The sequence below is a fragment of the Curtobacterium sp. NPDC086286 genome (assembly GCF_044746255.1).
Lineage (GTDB): Bacteria > Actinomycetota > Actinomycetes > Actinomycetales > Microbacteriaceae > Curtobacterium.
This window is the reverse complement of sequence record NZ_JBIVBW010000009.1, coordinates 38,487-52,982: the sequence shown is the minus strand read 5'-3', so window position 1 is coordinate 52,982 and position 14,496 is coordinate 38,487. Positions and strand designations below refer to the sequence as shown.

The following is a 14,496-nucleotide window of genomic DNA, read 5'->3' as shown; positions in this document are numbered from 1 at the left end:
CCCCTATTCCCGGTCCGCTGGATCGTCGGTACGTTGGCGACGTGAGCACGCTTCGGACGCCGGCCAGCACGCCCCGCACGACCGACCCGGACTGGTGGCGGAACGCCGTCGTCTACCAGGTCTACCCGCGGAGCTTCGCGGACACGGACGCCGACGGGCTCGGCGACCTCGGGGGCGTGACGAGTCGCGTGCCCTACCTGGCGTCGCTCGGCGTCGACGCGGTCTGGCTGTCGCCGTTCTTCCCCTCCCCACTGGCGGACGGGGGCTACGACGTCGCCGACTACCGGGACGTCGACGATCGCCTGGGCACGCTCGACGACTTCGACGCACTGGTCCGTGCGCTCCACGAGCACGACATCCGGCTGATCGCGGACATCGTCCCGAACCACACCTCGGACGAGCACGCGTGGTTCCGTGCCGCGCTCGCCGCGGGCCCCGGCTCGCCCGAGCGCGCTCGGTACGTGTTCCGGGACGGTGCCGGTGCCGACGGTTCGCTCCCGCCGAGCGACTGGGTGTCGAACTTCGGCGGCAGCGCCTGGACCCGCGTGCCCGACGGCCAGTGGTACCTGCACCTGTTCGCGCCCGAGCAGCCGGACCTCGACTGGTCGAACCCGGAGGTCCGTGGCGACTTCGAGGACACGCTGCGCTTCTGGTCCGACCGCGGGGTCGACGGCTTCCGGGTGGACGTCGCGCACGGCCTGGCGAAGGACCTGTCGACCCCGTACCGTCCGTCCGACGAGCACCACCTGCCGCTGGACGGCTCCGACCCGCTCTACGACCGCGACGAGGTGCACGAGATCTTCGCGGCGTGGCGCCGGGTGCTCGACGAGTACGACCCGCCGCGAGCCGCCGTGGCGGAGGCCTGGGCGCCCGCGCCGCGCCGCGTGCTCTACGCCCGGCCGACCGAGCTCGGGCAGGCGTTCAACTTCGACCTGCTCGAGGCGCCGTTCGACGCCGCGGCGTTCCGGGGCATCATCGACCGGAACCTGTCGGCGTCGGCGCAGTCCGGGGCATCGAGCACGTGGGTGCTGTCGAACCACGACGTCGTCCGGCACGCGACCCGGTACGGCCTGCCGGACGGCACGGACACCGACGCGTGGCTCATGACCGACGGCACGACACCGTCGCTCGATCGTGCACGGGGGCTCCGGCGGGCGCGGGCGGCGACGCTGCTGATGCTGGCGCTGCCCGGTTCGTCGTACGTCTACCAGGGCGAGGAGCTCGGGCTGCAAGAAGCGGCGGCGATCCCGCACGAGGCGCTGCAGGACCCGAAGTGGATCCGCACCGGGCACACCGTGAAGGGGCGGGACGGGTGTCGCGTGCCGATCCCGTGGACCACGTCCGGGCCGTCGTTCGGGTTCGGGGCGGTCGCACCGCACCTGCCGCAACCGGCCGACTTCGGGGCGTCCTCGGTCGAGGCGGAGGACGGCGACCCCGGGTCGACCCTCTCCCTGTACCGCACGGCGACCGCCGCCCGACGGGACCTGCAGCGGGGCGAGGACCTCGCGTGGATCGAGACGCCGGACGGGGTCGTGGCGTTCGCGCGGCACGACGGGTGGCGTTCCGTCACGAACTTCGGGACCGAGCCGGTGGAGCTGCCCGCCGGCGAGGTCGTCGTCTCGTCCGGTCCGCTCGGCCACGGGGTGCTCCCCGGGGAGACCACCGTCTGGTTGCGCTGAGCCGGACTCTTCCTCCACAGCCAGGAGGCGCGGGGACGCGTTCCACAGATCGGCCGACGCCCGCCTGACGGGGACCCTCCGGTCGCGACGATCGGGGCATGACAGCTCCCAACACCCCGCCGGGCGGTCGACCGCCCGCCAGGTCACGCCGGCTCCGCCGCGTCGCGGCCGTCGCGTCCGTCCTGACCGCGCTCGGTGTCCTCGCGGCACCCGGCCTCGTGCCGTCGGCCTCCTCGGCCGACGAGCTCGCCTTCCCCTACGAGAACCAGTTCTCCACCGCTGCCGGCGGCGCCCTGCACGGTGACGCGGCGATCGTCGACGGGCGGCTCCGGCTGACCGACGACGTCAAGGACCAGGCGGGGGCGTGGTCGATGCAGGACACGTTCCCGTCCGACCTCGGGCTCGAGATCGAGTTCAGCTACGCGATGTACCGCGACGTGGACGACCCGGGTGCCGACGGCCTGCTGCTGTTCCTCGCGGACGGCGCCGCCGAGCAGGGCGTCGGGTCGTTCGGGGCCGGGCTCGGGTACGCGTGCCGACGCGAGACGTCCCAGGGCGGTGGCCTCTCCTGCGACCTGCCCGGGGTGCCCGGCGGCTTCGCGGGCATCGCGGTCGACCACTACGGCAACTTCTCGACGCCGATCAACTACTCCGGTCCCGGGGCGCGGCCGGACACCGTGTCGATCCGCGGCTCCGGCGACGGGGTGCTCGGCTACCGCTGGGTCGGTGCCGCCCCGGCGCCCGGTGGCACGGAGACCGCCGGGGCAGCGCTCCGGAAGGTCCGTGTGACCCTGCTCCCCGGGGACGCCGGGGAACTCGCGGTCACCGTCCGGCTGCAGGACGGGGACCGGATGCGGACCGTGCTCGACCGGGTCCCCCTGCACGGCGACGGCCAGGCACCGCTGCCGAGCACGCTCCGCCTCGGGTTCGCGGGGGCGACGGGCAGCCACGTCAACGTGCACGAGGTCGACGCCCTGCGCGTCTGGACCCCGACGGACGTCGCCGTCACGCACGACCTCGCGCCGAGCGTCCCGGCGGGTGCCGACGTCGAGTACACGGTGACCGCACGGAACGCCGGCGTGAACGCGTCGGACCCGAGCGCGCTCGAGGTCGACGTGCCCGACACCCTGCGCGACGTCACGTGGACCTGCTCGGCGGCCGCTGGGTCGTCGTGCGGGACCGAATCGGGCACCGGCGACGTCGCCACCGATCTCGGCCTGCCGCGCGACGGGACGGCCACGGTGACGATCCGCGGCCGCACCGCCGACGACGCCGAGGGCACGCTCGAGAGCGTCGCCACGGTCCGACCGGCGCCCCGGACGGCCGACACGAACGAGGACGACAACACCTCGGCGGCGAGCACAACGGTCGCCGCCCGGGTGGACGCGCACGTCGAGACGGACAAGTCCGTGTCCCCCTCGACCGCGGTCGAGCCCGGTGACGAGGTCGAGTACACGATCACCGCCCGCAACCGGGGCCCGGGCACCGCCGAGGACGTCGGGGCGGTCGACGAGCTGCCGAGCGCGATGCGGTTCGTCGGGTCGCCGGACGACTGCACGGCCGAGGGGCAGGACGTGACCTGCCGCTCCGGTGCCGCGCTCGCCGCGGGGGAGACCGTGTCGTTCCGGATCCGGGCGCAGCTCGACCCGGCGTACTCCGGGGACGGGTCGGACGTGGTGAACGTCGCGACCGCGACGTCGCCGAGCGATCCGGACGGCGGCGACCCCTCGCCGGGCGTCGGGATCGTGGTGGTCCTCGGCGGCGACGGCGGTGGTGACGGCGGCGACGGCGGCCCCGACGGGCCGGGTGACGGCGGGGACGCTGACACGGGTCCGCGCGACCGGGCGCCCGACGACCGCGGGGCCCGTCCCGTCGGGAACGGTGGAGACGGCGGGGACGCCGGGCCGGCCCGGACCGGAGCGCTCGCCTACACCGGCACGGAGGACCTCGGCGTGGTCGCGGCGGTGGCCGCCGTCGGTGTGGCGGCCGGGGCGACGTGCTGGTGGCTCGCGCGGCGGCGTGCGCGCCGACGTGCGGCGGAGGACGAGGTCGGGTCGACGCCCCGCTGACCCCTCGCTGACGCCTGCTGGTTCGAGCATCCTCAGCGGCCGATCGCCCCGCGCGGTCGGCCGCTGCACCGTGCGGCGGTAGGATCGAACCACGATCCGCATGCCCGAAAGAGGTCTCGTGTCCGACTCCGTGGACGACTCCGGCCAGCGCGCGCGGTACTGGCCGATCCCCGTCCTCCGGGCCGTGCCAGCCGCGATCGTGGCCATCGTCATCACCTTCTCGTCCAACCACGCGGCGGGCTACGGCCTGCTGCTGTTCGGTGGGTTCGCGGCGGTGGACGGACTCGTGCTGCTGCTCGCGGGCACGACGCGGCTCCCTGCGGACGGACGGTCGCGCCGGACGACCCTCCTGCAGGCGGTGATCACCCTCGTCGCCGCGGGCGCCGCGTTCGCGTGCAACGGCCTCGGCCTGCCGGCGTTCATCGCGGTCGTCGTCGCCTTCGCCGTCCTCACGGGGGCGCTCGAGCTCACGCAGGGGCTCCGCGCCCGTGGGCGTTCGCCGTTCGCGCGCGACTGGACGACCGTCGGCGGCCTGACGCTGCTGCTCGCCGTCGCCTTCCTGGTGACGCCGCCCGACTACTCGCAGGAGCTCGGCGGTGTCGAGCGGGTCACCGGCACGCTGGACGCCTCGATCGTCCTCGTCGGCCTGCTCGGCGCCTACCTCGCCATCACCGCGGTCTTCCACGTGATCGCCGGCCTCTCGCACAAGTGGGGAACGGCGGCCCCGGCCGCAACCCCGGACGGAGCACCACACGCATGACCACCCCCAGCCGTCGCGACCGCCTGCGCCCGGTCGAGCTCCTCGGGATCTCCGCGATCGTCGCGGTCTTCACCGGGCTCGTCGTGCTGCTCGCCACGCGTGAGCTCCAGCTCGCCGCGATCTTCCTCGGCATCGCGTTCATCGTCGTCGTGGTCGTCCTCGCGATGCTGCAGCTCGCGTCGACGAGCGACCAGGACGACAACGACATGCTCGGTGGTCACAAGACCCCGGGTGAAGGAGACGGCAACGACTTCCACTGAGTCGGAGACCGCCCCCGCGGTGCCGTCACGGCGGCCCTTCCAGGGCGACCCGGGCCTGCCGCAGCGGTACCGGCACCGGTACCTCATCCTCGCGGTCTGCTGCATGAGCCTCTTCATCGTCTCGATGGACGCCACCGTGGTGAACGTCGCACTGCCCTCGATCGGGCGGGAACTCGGCAGCTCGATCTCCGGGCTGCAGTGGACGATCGACGCCTACACGCTCGTCCTCGCCAGCCTGCTGCTGCTCTCCGGCTCCACCGCCGACCGCATCGGCCGCCGCGCCACCTTCCAGATCGGGCTCGCGCTCTTCACGGTCGGATCGCTGCTCTGCTCGCTCGCGCCCGGGGTGGGCTGGCTCGTCGTCTTCCGCATGGTCCAGGCGGTGGGCGGTTCGATGATGAACCCGGTCGCGATGTCGATCATCACGGCCACCTTCGACGACGCGAAGGAGCGTGCCCGTGCCGTCGGCGTCTGGGGTGCCGTCGTCGGTGTGTCGATGGGGCTCGGTCCGCTGGTCGGCGGCGCGCTGACCGACACCGTCGGCTGGCGCGCGATCTTCTGGATCAACGTGCCGATCGGCATCGCGGCGATCGTGCTGACGTTCCTGTTCGTCCCCGAGTCGAAGTCGCCGAAGCCCCGACGGCTCGACCCCGTCGGCCAGGTGCTCGTCATCGTGCTCCTGGCGACGCTCGTCGGCGGGCTCATCGAGGGGCCGCGGCTCGGCTGGACGTCACCGGCCGCTCTCGGGCTGTTCGTCCTCGCCGCGGCGTCCCTCGTCGTGCTCGTCGCCGTCGAGCGCCGTCGCCGCGAACCGCTCATCGACGTCCGGTTCTTCCGGAGCATCCCGTTCTCGGCCGCGGTCGTCACCGCGATCGGCGCGTTCGGCGCCAACGGGGCGTTCCTCTTCCTCAACGCGCTCTACCTGCAGGAGGTCCGGGGCATGTCGCCGTTCCAGGCCGGCCTGTGGACGCTGCCCGCGGCGGTCGCGACGATGCTCGTCTCGCCGCTGTCCGGGCGGCTCGTCGGCTCGATCGGCACCCGGGTCCCGCTCGTCCTCGCCGGCATCGGCGTCGGCGGCGCCGGGGCGATCCTCACGACGATCGACGCCACGACACCGATGTGGGTGCTCGTCGTCGCCTTCGTGCTGTTCGGGTTCGGGTTCGGCATGGTGAACGCGCCGATCACGAACACGGCCGTCTCGGGCATGCCCCGCGCGCAGTCCGGGTCCGCTGCGGCCGTCGCGTCCACGAGCCGGCAGACCGGGGTGTTGCTCGGGGTCGCACTCGCCGGCACCGTGACCGGCGCGAGTGCGGTCGCGACCGTCGGCGCCGGGTTCGCGGTGGCCACGCACGCGATGTGGTGGATCGTCGTCGGGATCGGAGCGGGGATCGTCCTCGTCGGGTACCTGTCGACCTCGGCTGCGGCGAAGCGCTCGGTCGCCGGCATCGCGCACCTGCTCGACGCCTGACCCGCTCGGGCGACCGACACGCCCGGGATCACGTTTTCGCCACGGTCCTGTCACGATCGCGCGTGCAGCCGACACCTCTGGAGTGAAGGAGGTGGGATGTGGACGTGACGACCGGCACCGACACGGACGAGGCGATCGTCCGTGCGATGGCACGGGGCGACAAGAGCGCGCTCGCCCGGGCGTTCGACCGGTACGCCGCGACCCTCACCCGCTACGCCTGGGCACTCGTCGATGACCGCCAGGACGTCGAGGAGATCGTGCAGGACGCCTTCCTGACGCTCTGGCAGCGTGCCGAGACCCTCGAGCTCCCCGCGGACACGATGCTCCCGTGGCTGCTCGTCGTCTGCCGGAACCACGCGTTCAACACCGGCCGGAAGCAGGCCCGCCGTCGCGCCGACGAGCTCCCGGAGCAGCTCGCCGCACCCGAGGACCACGCCGAGGCCCGTGAGCGCCTCCGCTGGGTCCGCGACGAGATCGCCGCGCTCCCCGAGACCGACCGACGCATCTGCGAACTGTGCCTCCTCGAGGGGCACTCCTACGCCGAGGCCGCCGAGATGCTGGGCCTCAGCGTCGGTGCGGTCACCCAGCGGGTCTCCCGCTCCCGACGCCGACTCAAGAAGGTGGTGATGCACGATGAACACTGAGCCCCCCGAGGGAGACGACCTGCAACGCATGCTCGTCTCGATGAAGCAGAACGTCCTCGAACGTGCCACCCCCCGTCCGAAGCGGCGTCGGTTCCGCCCGGGCATCGCGCTCGGCGTCATCGGCCTGCTGGCGATCGGGACCGCGACCGGTGCCGTGGCCCTGTCGCTGTCCCAGCAGGAGACGCCCGTCGCCGCACCCACCTGGACGCAGCAGCCGGAGCCGTCGCCCTCCGCGACGACCCCGACGTCCGCGCCGATCACCCAGCGCCCGACACCGCGCCCGACCCCGGTCAACACAGCAGCGACGATCCCGACCGACTGCCGTGCACTCGTCCCGGCGTCCGACTACGACCGTTTCTTCGGCGACGTCCCCTTGCAGCGGGTGCTCCCGGTCGCGGAAGGGCTGCCCGCTGAAGCGACGCCTCCGCCGGTGGTGGATACCGGCTCGGGACTGCCGGAGACCGACCTGTACTGCCTGTGGCGTGATCCGGCTGCGGACATCACGGGGCTCGCCGTGACGATGGGCCACGGCACGCCGGAGGAGCTCGCGAACGGAGAGCGCAGCTACTACGAGGGGTGGTCGCCGACGTGCGAGGAGTCCGACGGCATCCGGATCTGCCGGCAGACCAGGCCCGATCCGCAGTACGGCACGGACTGGAGCAGAACCCGCTACGTCCGCGGCGACACCTGGTTGGAGATCGACCAGGCCAACTTCCCGACCGACAACCTGCTGGGTGCGATCGTCGGGGAGATCTGGGGGGACTGACGGCCTGGAGGCGCGTGGCGGGGACGACCCGCGCCTCCAGTCCGTCGGTGGGGTACGACCGGGATCCGGCCGCTCAGCCCGGCTGCGCAGCGACGTCGACGCGCGCCGCCACGATGTCGCGCGCCAGCGCGCGCACCGCTCGGTTCGGCTCCGGACTCGTCCGCATCGCGAGTCCGATGCGCAGGGGGGCGACCTCGTCCTCGAGTTCGAGCACCGCACCGTCGTGGCGCACCCCGGAGTCCGGGACGACGCCGACGCCGAGGCCGGCCGACGCGAACCGGATCACTGCGGGCATGTCGTTCATCTCCGCGACGATCCGCCGCCGGATCCCGAGCCGCTCCAGCGCGGTGTCGAGGATGATCCGGTTGCCGAAGCCCTGCGCGGTGTCGATGAACGGCTCGTCGGCGAGCTCCGCGAGCGAGACCGAACGACGACCGGCGAACCGGTGGTCGGCGGCGGTGAAGACCCGGAACGGCATCTCCCGGAGCGGCGCCATCTCGACCCCGGCCGGGACCGCCGGGAGGCCCGTGTAGGCGATGTCGAGCCGCCCGGCGACCAGGTCCTGCACGAGCCCGGTCGTCCCGGAGGGCGAGGTCATGAGCTCCACCGCGACCAGCGGGTGCCGCTGCCGGAACCGTCGCAGCACGCCCGTGAGGTCGACGATGTCCATGCTCGTGAAGATGCCGAGCCGGACCCGTCCCCGCAGGTCGGCGTCGTCGACGGTCGCGAGGTCGTGCATCCGGTCGAGGGACTCCAGCACGGCGCGGGCGTGGGGGAGCAGGTCCTCGCCAGCGGTCGTCAGCACGAGGTGCCGTCCGGTGCGGTCGAACAGCCGGACCCCGAAGCTCCGCTCGAGTGACGCGATCCCCGCGGACACCGTGGACTGCGCCGCCCAGAGCCGTTCGGCGGCGCGGGTGACGCTGCCCTCGGCGGCGACGGTGACGAACTGTTCGAGCAGGCGGGTCTCCACCGGCTCAGTATCGATCAGGTCGATGGACGACATCAAGAGCATCCGTTGGACTCGATGGGTGTTCGGCGGCACGATCGGAGCATGTCAACCGCCACCGCATCCGCTCCCACGTCGTCGACCGTCGCCACCGCGAGCGAGCGCGTCGCCGCCCCGCGTGGACGACGAGCGCACACGCGCCGTCGGCACGGCGTCGGGTTCTGGGCCGTGGCGTTCGCGTTCCTCGCGGTGATGGCGTTCGCGACCGTGCCCGCACCGCTCTACGTCATCTACCAGGCACGCGACGGCTTCCCGACCTTCACGACGACCGTGGTCTTCGCGGCGTACGGCGTGGGCGTCGTCGGGTCCCTGTACCTCGCCGGACACCTCAGCGACGTGCACGGACGGCGTCCGCTCATCCTCGTGTCGGTGGCGCTCGAGCTCGTCGCAGCGGTGCTCTTCCTGCTCTGGAACGACGTCAGCGGCCTCATCGTCGCCCGGCTCGTGACCGGCCTCGGGGTCGGGCTCCTGACGGCGACGGCGACCGCGCACCTCGGCGAGCTGCGGGTCCGGGCGACGGGCTCGCAGTCGTCGGCCGACGGGGCGGGCGTGGTCGCGGGGGTCGTGAACCTCGGCGGGCTGTCGCTCGGAGCCCTCGTCGGAGGAGCGCTCGCGGAGTTCGTCGGGCAGCCGCTCATGGTGCCGTACGTCGTGTTCGTCGTGGCGCTGGCCGTCGCGTTCGTGGTGGTGCTCGCCGCCCCGGAGACCGTCGACCGTCCCACGTCGCCCGTGCCCTACCGCCCGCAGCGACTGCAGGCGCCGGAGGGGCAGGCCGGAGCGTTCTGGACCGCCGGCACCGCCGCGTTCGCCGCGCTCGCGGTGCAGGGACTCTTCACCTCGGTCGCGCCGACCTTCCTCGGGACGACCTTCCACGTGACCGACCGGCTCGCCGCCGGAGCCACGACGTTCGGGGTGTTCGCCGCGAGCGCGGTGTCGCAGATCGTCTTCGCCCGGCTGTCGCAGCGGGCGCAGATCCGCCTCGGGATGGTCCTGCTCGTCGGTGGTCTGGTCGTCCTGGCCGGTGCCGCGGTGGTGCTGCAGGTGGCCGGGTTCATCGGCGGCGGGGTCGTCGCGGGAGCCGGCGTCGGGCTGCTGTTCCGCGCGTCGATCGGCAGCGCCGGCGCCCTCGTCGGCCCGGAACGTCGCGGCGGTGTCCTCGCCGCGACCTTCCTCATCGCCTACGCCGGGCTGACCGTGCCGGTGGTGGCGGTCGGGGCTGCGCTCCTCGTGCTGCCGACGCTGCCCGTGCTGCTCGGGTACGTCGTGTTCGTGGTCGTGCTGGCCGTCGTCGCCGGCACCCGCCTGGCGGCGCGGGCCTGAGCGCTGGTCCGCGTCCGCGTTGAGCGTTCGGCCATGCTGCGCGTTCGGCCACGTCGAACCACGTTTCCGACATCGCACCACCGCTGGGGCGCGGCGCGATGTCGGGAACGTGGTTCGACTGCCTCCCGCGGCCGGTCCAGGAGGCGCGACACCCGTCCGGCATACTGGGCGCGTGTCCCAGAAGCGCAACCGTTCCGTCATCACCGGGGTCGCCGCCGTGCTGGCCGCCGGCCTCGTGGCCGGTGGCGTCGCACTGACGGCGCAGCGCGGTGCGGACGACCCGGTGCTCGGGGGCACGGCGGCCAGCGTCGTCCCGAGCGCGACCGCCGGCGGGGACGCGACGAAGGACGGCACGGTGACGATCACCCGCACCGGCCCGGACCTGCCCGGCGACGCCGTCCTCGACCGCTGCGACCGGAGCACCCGCGAGACCGTGGCCCGGTACGACACCGATGCGCTCGGCACGGTCGTGCTGCAGTGCGGGAACTCCGGCCAGGGCTACGAGCACATCCGCGTCCGCCACACCGCGGACTGGGAGGACGTCGTGACCGGCCACGGCTCCCGGGACTGGGACGACGCGATGCTCACCGCGGTGCAGTCCGCCCTCGAGGCACCGGCGACCGGGTACCCGCAGGACGCCGGCGACGGCAAGGTCTGCTTCGCCGCTCCCGTGCGGTTCGACGACGGGTCCCGCCCCGCGGCCGAGCCGTTCGTCCGCGTGATCGTGTCGGCCACCACCGACCGCGTGATCACGGCGTTCCCCACGAGCGACGGCGGCTGCTGACCTCGTCCCCGGGCGACGGTGGTGCGCTCGGCACCGCCTAGGCGTGCACCTCGTGCTCGTGCCGCCGGTGCGACGCCGGCTCCAGCTGGAACGTCGAGTGCTCCACGGGGACGTCGAAGTGCTCCGCCACGCACTGCTGCAGCTCGTCGAGGATCCGCGGGGCGTGCGCCGTCGAGAAGCACTCGTCGTCCACCACCACGTGCGCGGTCAGGTTGGGCACCCCGGTCGCCACGAGGGTCGCGTGCAGGTCGTGCACGGCGATGACGTGGTCGAGCTCGAGGATGTGCCCCCGGACGTCGTCGAGGTCGAGCCCCGGGGGCGTCGACTCGAGCAGCACGTTGGCGGTCTCGCGCAGCAGCCGGATCGCCCGCGGCAGGATGAGCAGGCCGATCAGGATCGCCGCGACCGAGTCCGCCCGCTCCCACCCGGTCAGCATGAGGACGACCGCGGCGCCGATGACCGCGACGGAGCCGAGGGTGTCGTTGAGGACCTCGAGCCGGGCGGCCCGCGAGGTGAACCCCTCGCCGGAGGCCCGGAGCAGCACGGCGTACGCCACGAGGTTGCCGACGAGTCCGATGACCCCGAACACGAGCAGCGGCCCGGAGTGGATCTCGGCCGGCACGAACAGCCGCTGGATCGCCGAGATGATCACGTAGACGCCGACGGCGAGCAGGATCGCCGCCTGCGCCGTGGCCCCGAGCACCTCGGCACGCTGGAAGCCCCACGTGCGCTGCGCGGTCGGCGAGCGTCGTGCGAGCCGCGTCGCCACGAGGCCGATGCCGAGCCCGCCGGTGTCGACGACCATGTGCCCGGCGTCGACGAGCAGGGCGAGCGATCCGGTCACGACGGCGCCGACGACCTCGGCCAGCAGGATCGTCGCCGAGATGCAGAACGCGATGAGCAGTGCGCGCTCGGACGCGTGCCCGTGCGAGTGCCCTGCTCCGTGGTCGTGTCCCATGCGCATCATCGTAGGGATCCGTACCGACGACATGCCAGGATCGGGACGTGACCCGGTCGCCCTACGAGCTGTCCACACCGCCCGACGTGCTGGCCCGGTTGCACCCGCGACTGTCGACCTACTTCGGTGCGATCCCGCCCGGACACGTCGGCCGTGGCGAGGGCGTCTTCGACGTCGTCGGCACACCCCGCCGCTGGCTCTGGCCGGTGCTCGCGTGGTTCGCCCGAGACGCCGTCATGTTCCCGGTCTGGGAGCGGGACGTCCCCTTCACGGTCGAGAACCGCCCGGCTCGCGTCGGTCGCGGGCAGGCGGTCCGGGAGGGTCGGGTCGCCGTCCGCGCGCACCGCACCTTCCGCTTCCGCTCCGGTACCCGCACGATGGTCGACGCCATCACCGCCGGACCCGACGGGCTCGTCGACCACCTCGGTCGCCGTGGGCGCGTCAGTGCCCTGCTCCGGGCGGAGGTCGACGCGCAGGGCCCGGACGCGGGCGCCCTGCGCCTGGTCTCCACCCGTGTGTCGTTCCGTGCGCTGGGACGCGAGGTGCGCCTCCCGAGCCGCATCGCACCGCGTGTGACGCTCGTGGAACGATTCGATGACGATGCCGACCAGCAGCGCGTGTCCCTGGTGCTCTCGGCCCCGCTGGTCGGCACGCTGTACCGGTACGAGGGGGCGTTCCGGTACGAGATCGCGCCGGACACAGGACGGGGATGAGATGAGCGACCACAAGGGCCGCGCCGTGATCGCGGGGGCGAGCGGTTTCGTCGGGCAGCACCTGCAGGAGGCCTTCCGCGACGAGGGCTACGAGGTCGTCACGATCGGCCGCTCCGGGGACGCCGTGTGGGGCAACACCATGCGGATCCGCGAGCTCGTGGACGGGGCCGCACTCGTCGTGAACATGGCCGGCAAGAGCGTCAACTGCCGGTACGGGCGCCGGAACCGGGCGGAGATCATCCGCTCCCGGGTCGACACCACGCTCGAACTGGCCGAGGCGATCCGCACGAGCGAGCACCCGCCGCCGCTGTGGGTGAACGCCTCGACGGCGACGATCTACCGGCACGCCGACGACCGCCCCCAGGACGAGGCGACGGGCGAGCTCGGCGAGGGGTTCTCGGTGTCCGTGGCGACCGCGTGGGAGGACGCCCTGTCCGCGGTCGACCTGCCCGGCACCCGCCGCGTGGCGCTCCGGATGGCGATCGTGTTCGGCGACGGCAGCGCCCTCGTGCCGTTGCTCCGGCTGGCGCAGGCGGGACTCGGCGGGCCGCAGTACGACGGCCCGTGGTTCCCGACGCGCTCCCGGCTCCGTGCCGGCACCTACCACGTGAACCGGCACACCCGGGGCCGGCAGCGGTTCAGCTGGGTGCACATCGCGGACGTCCTCGGGGCGATCCGCTTCGTCCGCGACCACGAGGACATCGACGGCGCGGTCAACGAGTCCAGCCCGAACCCGTCGGACAACCGCACCGTGATGGCCACCATCCGGGACGCCGTCGGGCGACGCTTCGGGATCCCGACGTGGCGGTGGATGCTCGAGCTCGGGTCGTTCGCGATCCGGACCGAGACGGAGCTCGTGCTGAAGAGCCGGTGGGTGGTGCCGACGCGCCTGGTCGAGGCCGGGTACGAGTTCCGCTACCCGCACCTGCGCGGCGCACTCGCCGGGATCATCGCGGAGCGTCGGCAGCACCGAGGCTGAGCGCCGGCGCCGGCGCCGGCGTCGGCGGGGGCGGGGGCGGGTCGCCGAGGTCGCTCGAACTGCCGCCCAGCCCGTCGGCGGGCGGCACGTCGTGCGACCTCGGCGGAGCGTCCGCGGCGTGTGGTGCGACCTCGACCGGCGACGACGCCGGGCGGACCCGCGCAGGCCGGGCCCGCACCGGGCGGACCCGTGCCGGGCGGGACCGCGCGGGCCGGGACGACCACAGCACGGCGGCCACCACGACGACCCCGGCCGCGATCTCCACCGCGTCCGGCACCTCCCCGAACGCCACCCACGAGGCGAACACCCCGACCACGGGCACGAGCATCGAGAACGGCGCGACGGTACTCGACGGGTACGCCGCCAGCAGCCGCGACCAGATGCCGTACCCGACGAGGGTCGCCACCAGCACGATGTAGAGCAGTCCGAGGTCCGCCGGCAGCGCCTCCGCGGTGAACGCCGTCCCGAGCGCGCTCCCGATGCGCGACGGCCCCTCGACGACGAACGACAGGACGGCCATCGGCACCGGCGGCACGATCGACCACCACAGCGTCAGGTGCAGCGGGTTGGCCGCCCCGGCCCGACGAGTCGCGACGTTGCCGATCGCCCACCCGAGGGCCCCGCACAGCGCGAGCACGACGGGCAGCAGCGCGGCCGCCTGCGCCCGGTGCACGGCGATCGCCGCCAGGGCCGCCACCGCGATCGTGACCCCGATCACCTGCCGGCCGGTGAGCCGCTCGCGCAGGAACACCCCGGCGAGCACGACCGTGAACGGCGCCGACGCCTGCAGGACGAGCGACGCCAGCCCGGACGGGAGCCCCGCGGCCATGCCGAGGTACAGGAACGCGAACTGCAGAACGCCGAGCCCGAAGCCGACGAGCAGGAGCCGGCCGAACGGGATCCTCGGGCGCGGGACGAGCAGCACGGTCGGGACCGCGAGCAGCGTGAACCGCAGCGCGGCGAGCAGGAACGGCGGGAAGTGCTCGAGGGCGAGGGCCGTCGCGGGGAAGTTGAGCCCCCACACGACGGCGACGACCACGGCGAGGAGACGGTCACGGGTGCGCACGGGTCGATCGTGACCCAGCCGCAC

General features: G+C 73.4%; 14 protein-coding genes. 11 read left to right on the top strand and 3 right to left on the bottom strand.

From position 1 onward, the window contains the following. The first annotated feature begins 41 nt into the window (after positions 1–41). The 7 genes from ACIPKM_RS16110 to ACIPKM_RS16080 all read left to right on the top strand — a co-directional run bounded on the left by ACIPKM_RS16110 (position 42) and on the right by ACIPKM_RS16080 (position 7,646). The gene (locus ACIPKM_RS16110) at positions 42–1,679 is read left to right on the top strand and encodes an alpha-amylase family glycosyl hydrolase (RefSeq protein ID WP_402737107.1); all 1,638 of its coding nucleotides are present in this window, start codon (positions 42–44) and stop codon (positions 1,677–1,679) included. Positions 1,680–1,777: 98 nt separating this feature from the next. Further along, positions 1,778–3,748, top strand: a complete 1,971-nt coding sequence (locus ACIPKM_RS16105; protein ID WP_402737106.1) for a hypothetical protein — start codon at positions 1,778–1,780, stop codon at positions 3,746–3,748. A gap of 118 nt (positions 3,749–3,866) precedes the next feature. Further along, a complete protein-coding gene (locus ACIPKM_RS16100) occupies positions 3,867–4,508 on the top strand; it encodes a DUF308 domain-containing protein (RefSeq protein ID WP_402737105.1) in 642 nt (213 codons plus the stop codon). After that, a complete protein-coding gene (locus ACIPKM_RS16095) occupies positions 4,505–4,768 on the top strand; it encodes a hypothetical protein (protein ID WP_070417166.1) in 264 nt (87 codons plus the stop codon). Before ACIPKM_RS16100 ends, ACIPKM_RS16095 begins: the two co-directional genes overlap by 4 nt. Beyond that, positions 4,740–6,236 (top strand): DHA2 family efflux MFS transporter permease subunit, encoded by a 1,497-nt coding sequence (locus ACIPKM_RS16090; RefSeq protein WP_402737104.1) that lies wholly within the window; start codon positions 4,740–4,742, stop codon positions 6,234–6,236. The genes ACIPKM_RS16095 and ACIPKM_RS16090 overlap by 29 nt, the downstream gene beginning before the upstream one ends. A 104-nt stretch (positions 6,237–6,340) precedes the next feature. Further along, complete coding sequence (locus ACIPKM_RS16085) at positions 6,341–6,880, top strand: RNA polymerase sigma factor (RefSeq protein ID WP_083403343.1); 540 nt, start codon at positions 6,341–6,343, stop codon at positions 6,878–6,880. Then, a complete protein-coding gene (locus ACIPKM_RS16080) occupies positions 6,870–7,646 on the top strand; it encodes a hypothetical protein (protein WP_139201927.1) in 777 nt (258 codons plus the stop codon). Before ACIPKM_RS16085 ends, ACIPKM_RS16080 begins: the two co-directional genes overlap by 11 nt. A 73-nt stretch (positions 7,647–7,719) precedes the next feature. On the opposite strand, the gene ACIPKM_RS16075 is transcribed toward ACIPKM_RS16080, so the two are convergent. After that, positions 7,720–8,649, bottom strand: a complete 930-nt coding sequence (locus ACIPKM_RS16075) for a LysR family transcriptional regulator (RefSeq protein ID WP_175475792.1) — start codon at positions 8,647–8,649, stop codon at positions 7,720–7,722. A 48-nt stretch (positions 8,650–8,697) separates the two neighbouring features. On the opposite strand from ACIPKM_RS16075, the gene ACIPKM_RS16070 reads away from it, so the two are divergent. Both ACIPKM_RS16070 and ACIPKM_RS16065 read left to right on the top strand, forming a co-directional pair. Then, the gene (locus tag ACIPKM_RS16070) at positions 8,698–9,972 is read left to right on the top strand and encodes an MFS transporter (protein WP_071295547.1); all 1,275 of its coding nucleotides are present in this window, start codon (positions 8,698–8,700) and stop codon (positions 9,970–9,972) included. Between the two features lie 172 nt (positions 9,973–10,144). Then, positions 10,145–10,756, top strand: a complete 612-nt coding sequence (locus tag ACIPKM_RS16065; protein ID WP_071295546.1) for a hypothetical protein — start codon at positions 10,145–10,147, stop codon at positions 10,754–10,756. Positions 10,757–10,793: 37 nt separating this feature from the next. Here ACIPKM_RS16065 and ACIPKM_RS16060 read toward each other — a convergent pair whose 3' ends face one another. Continuing rightward, positions 10,794–11,714, bottom strand: a complete 921-nt coding sequence (locus ACIPKM_RS16060; protein ID WP_402737103.1) for a cation diffusion facilitator family transporter — start codon at positions 11,712–11,714, stop codon at positions 10,794–10,796. A 47-nt stretch (positions 11,715–11,761) separates the two neighbouring features. On the opposite strand from ACIPKM_RS16060, the gene ACIPKM_RS16055 reads away from it, so the two are divergent. Next, positions 11,762–12,427, top strand: coding sequence for a DUF4166 domain-containing protein (locus ACIPKM_RS16055; RefSeq protein ID WP_402737102.1), 666 nt, complete (start codon positions 11,762–11,764; stop codon positions 12,425–12,427). Between the two features lies 1 nt (position 12,428). Further along, the gene (locus ACIPKM_RS16050; RefSeq protein WP_402737101.1) at positions 12,429–13,406 is read left to right on the top strand and encodes an epimerase; all 978 of its coding nucleotides are present in this window, start codon (positions 12,429–12,431) and stop codon (positions 13,404–13,406) included. On the opposite strand, the gene ACIPKM_RS16045 is transcribed toward ACIPKM_RS16050, so the two are convergent. Then, a complete protein-coding gene (locus ACIPKM_RS16045) occupies positions 13,375–14,472 on the bottom strand; it encodes an EamA family transporter (RefSeq protein WP_402737100.1) in 1,098 nt (365 codons plus the stop codon). The two genes, ACIPKM_RS16050 and ACIPKM_RS16045, sit on opposite strands and share 32 nt — an antisense overlap. Positions 14,473–14,496 lie beyond the last annotated feature (24 nt).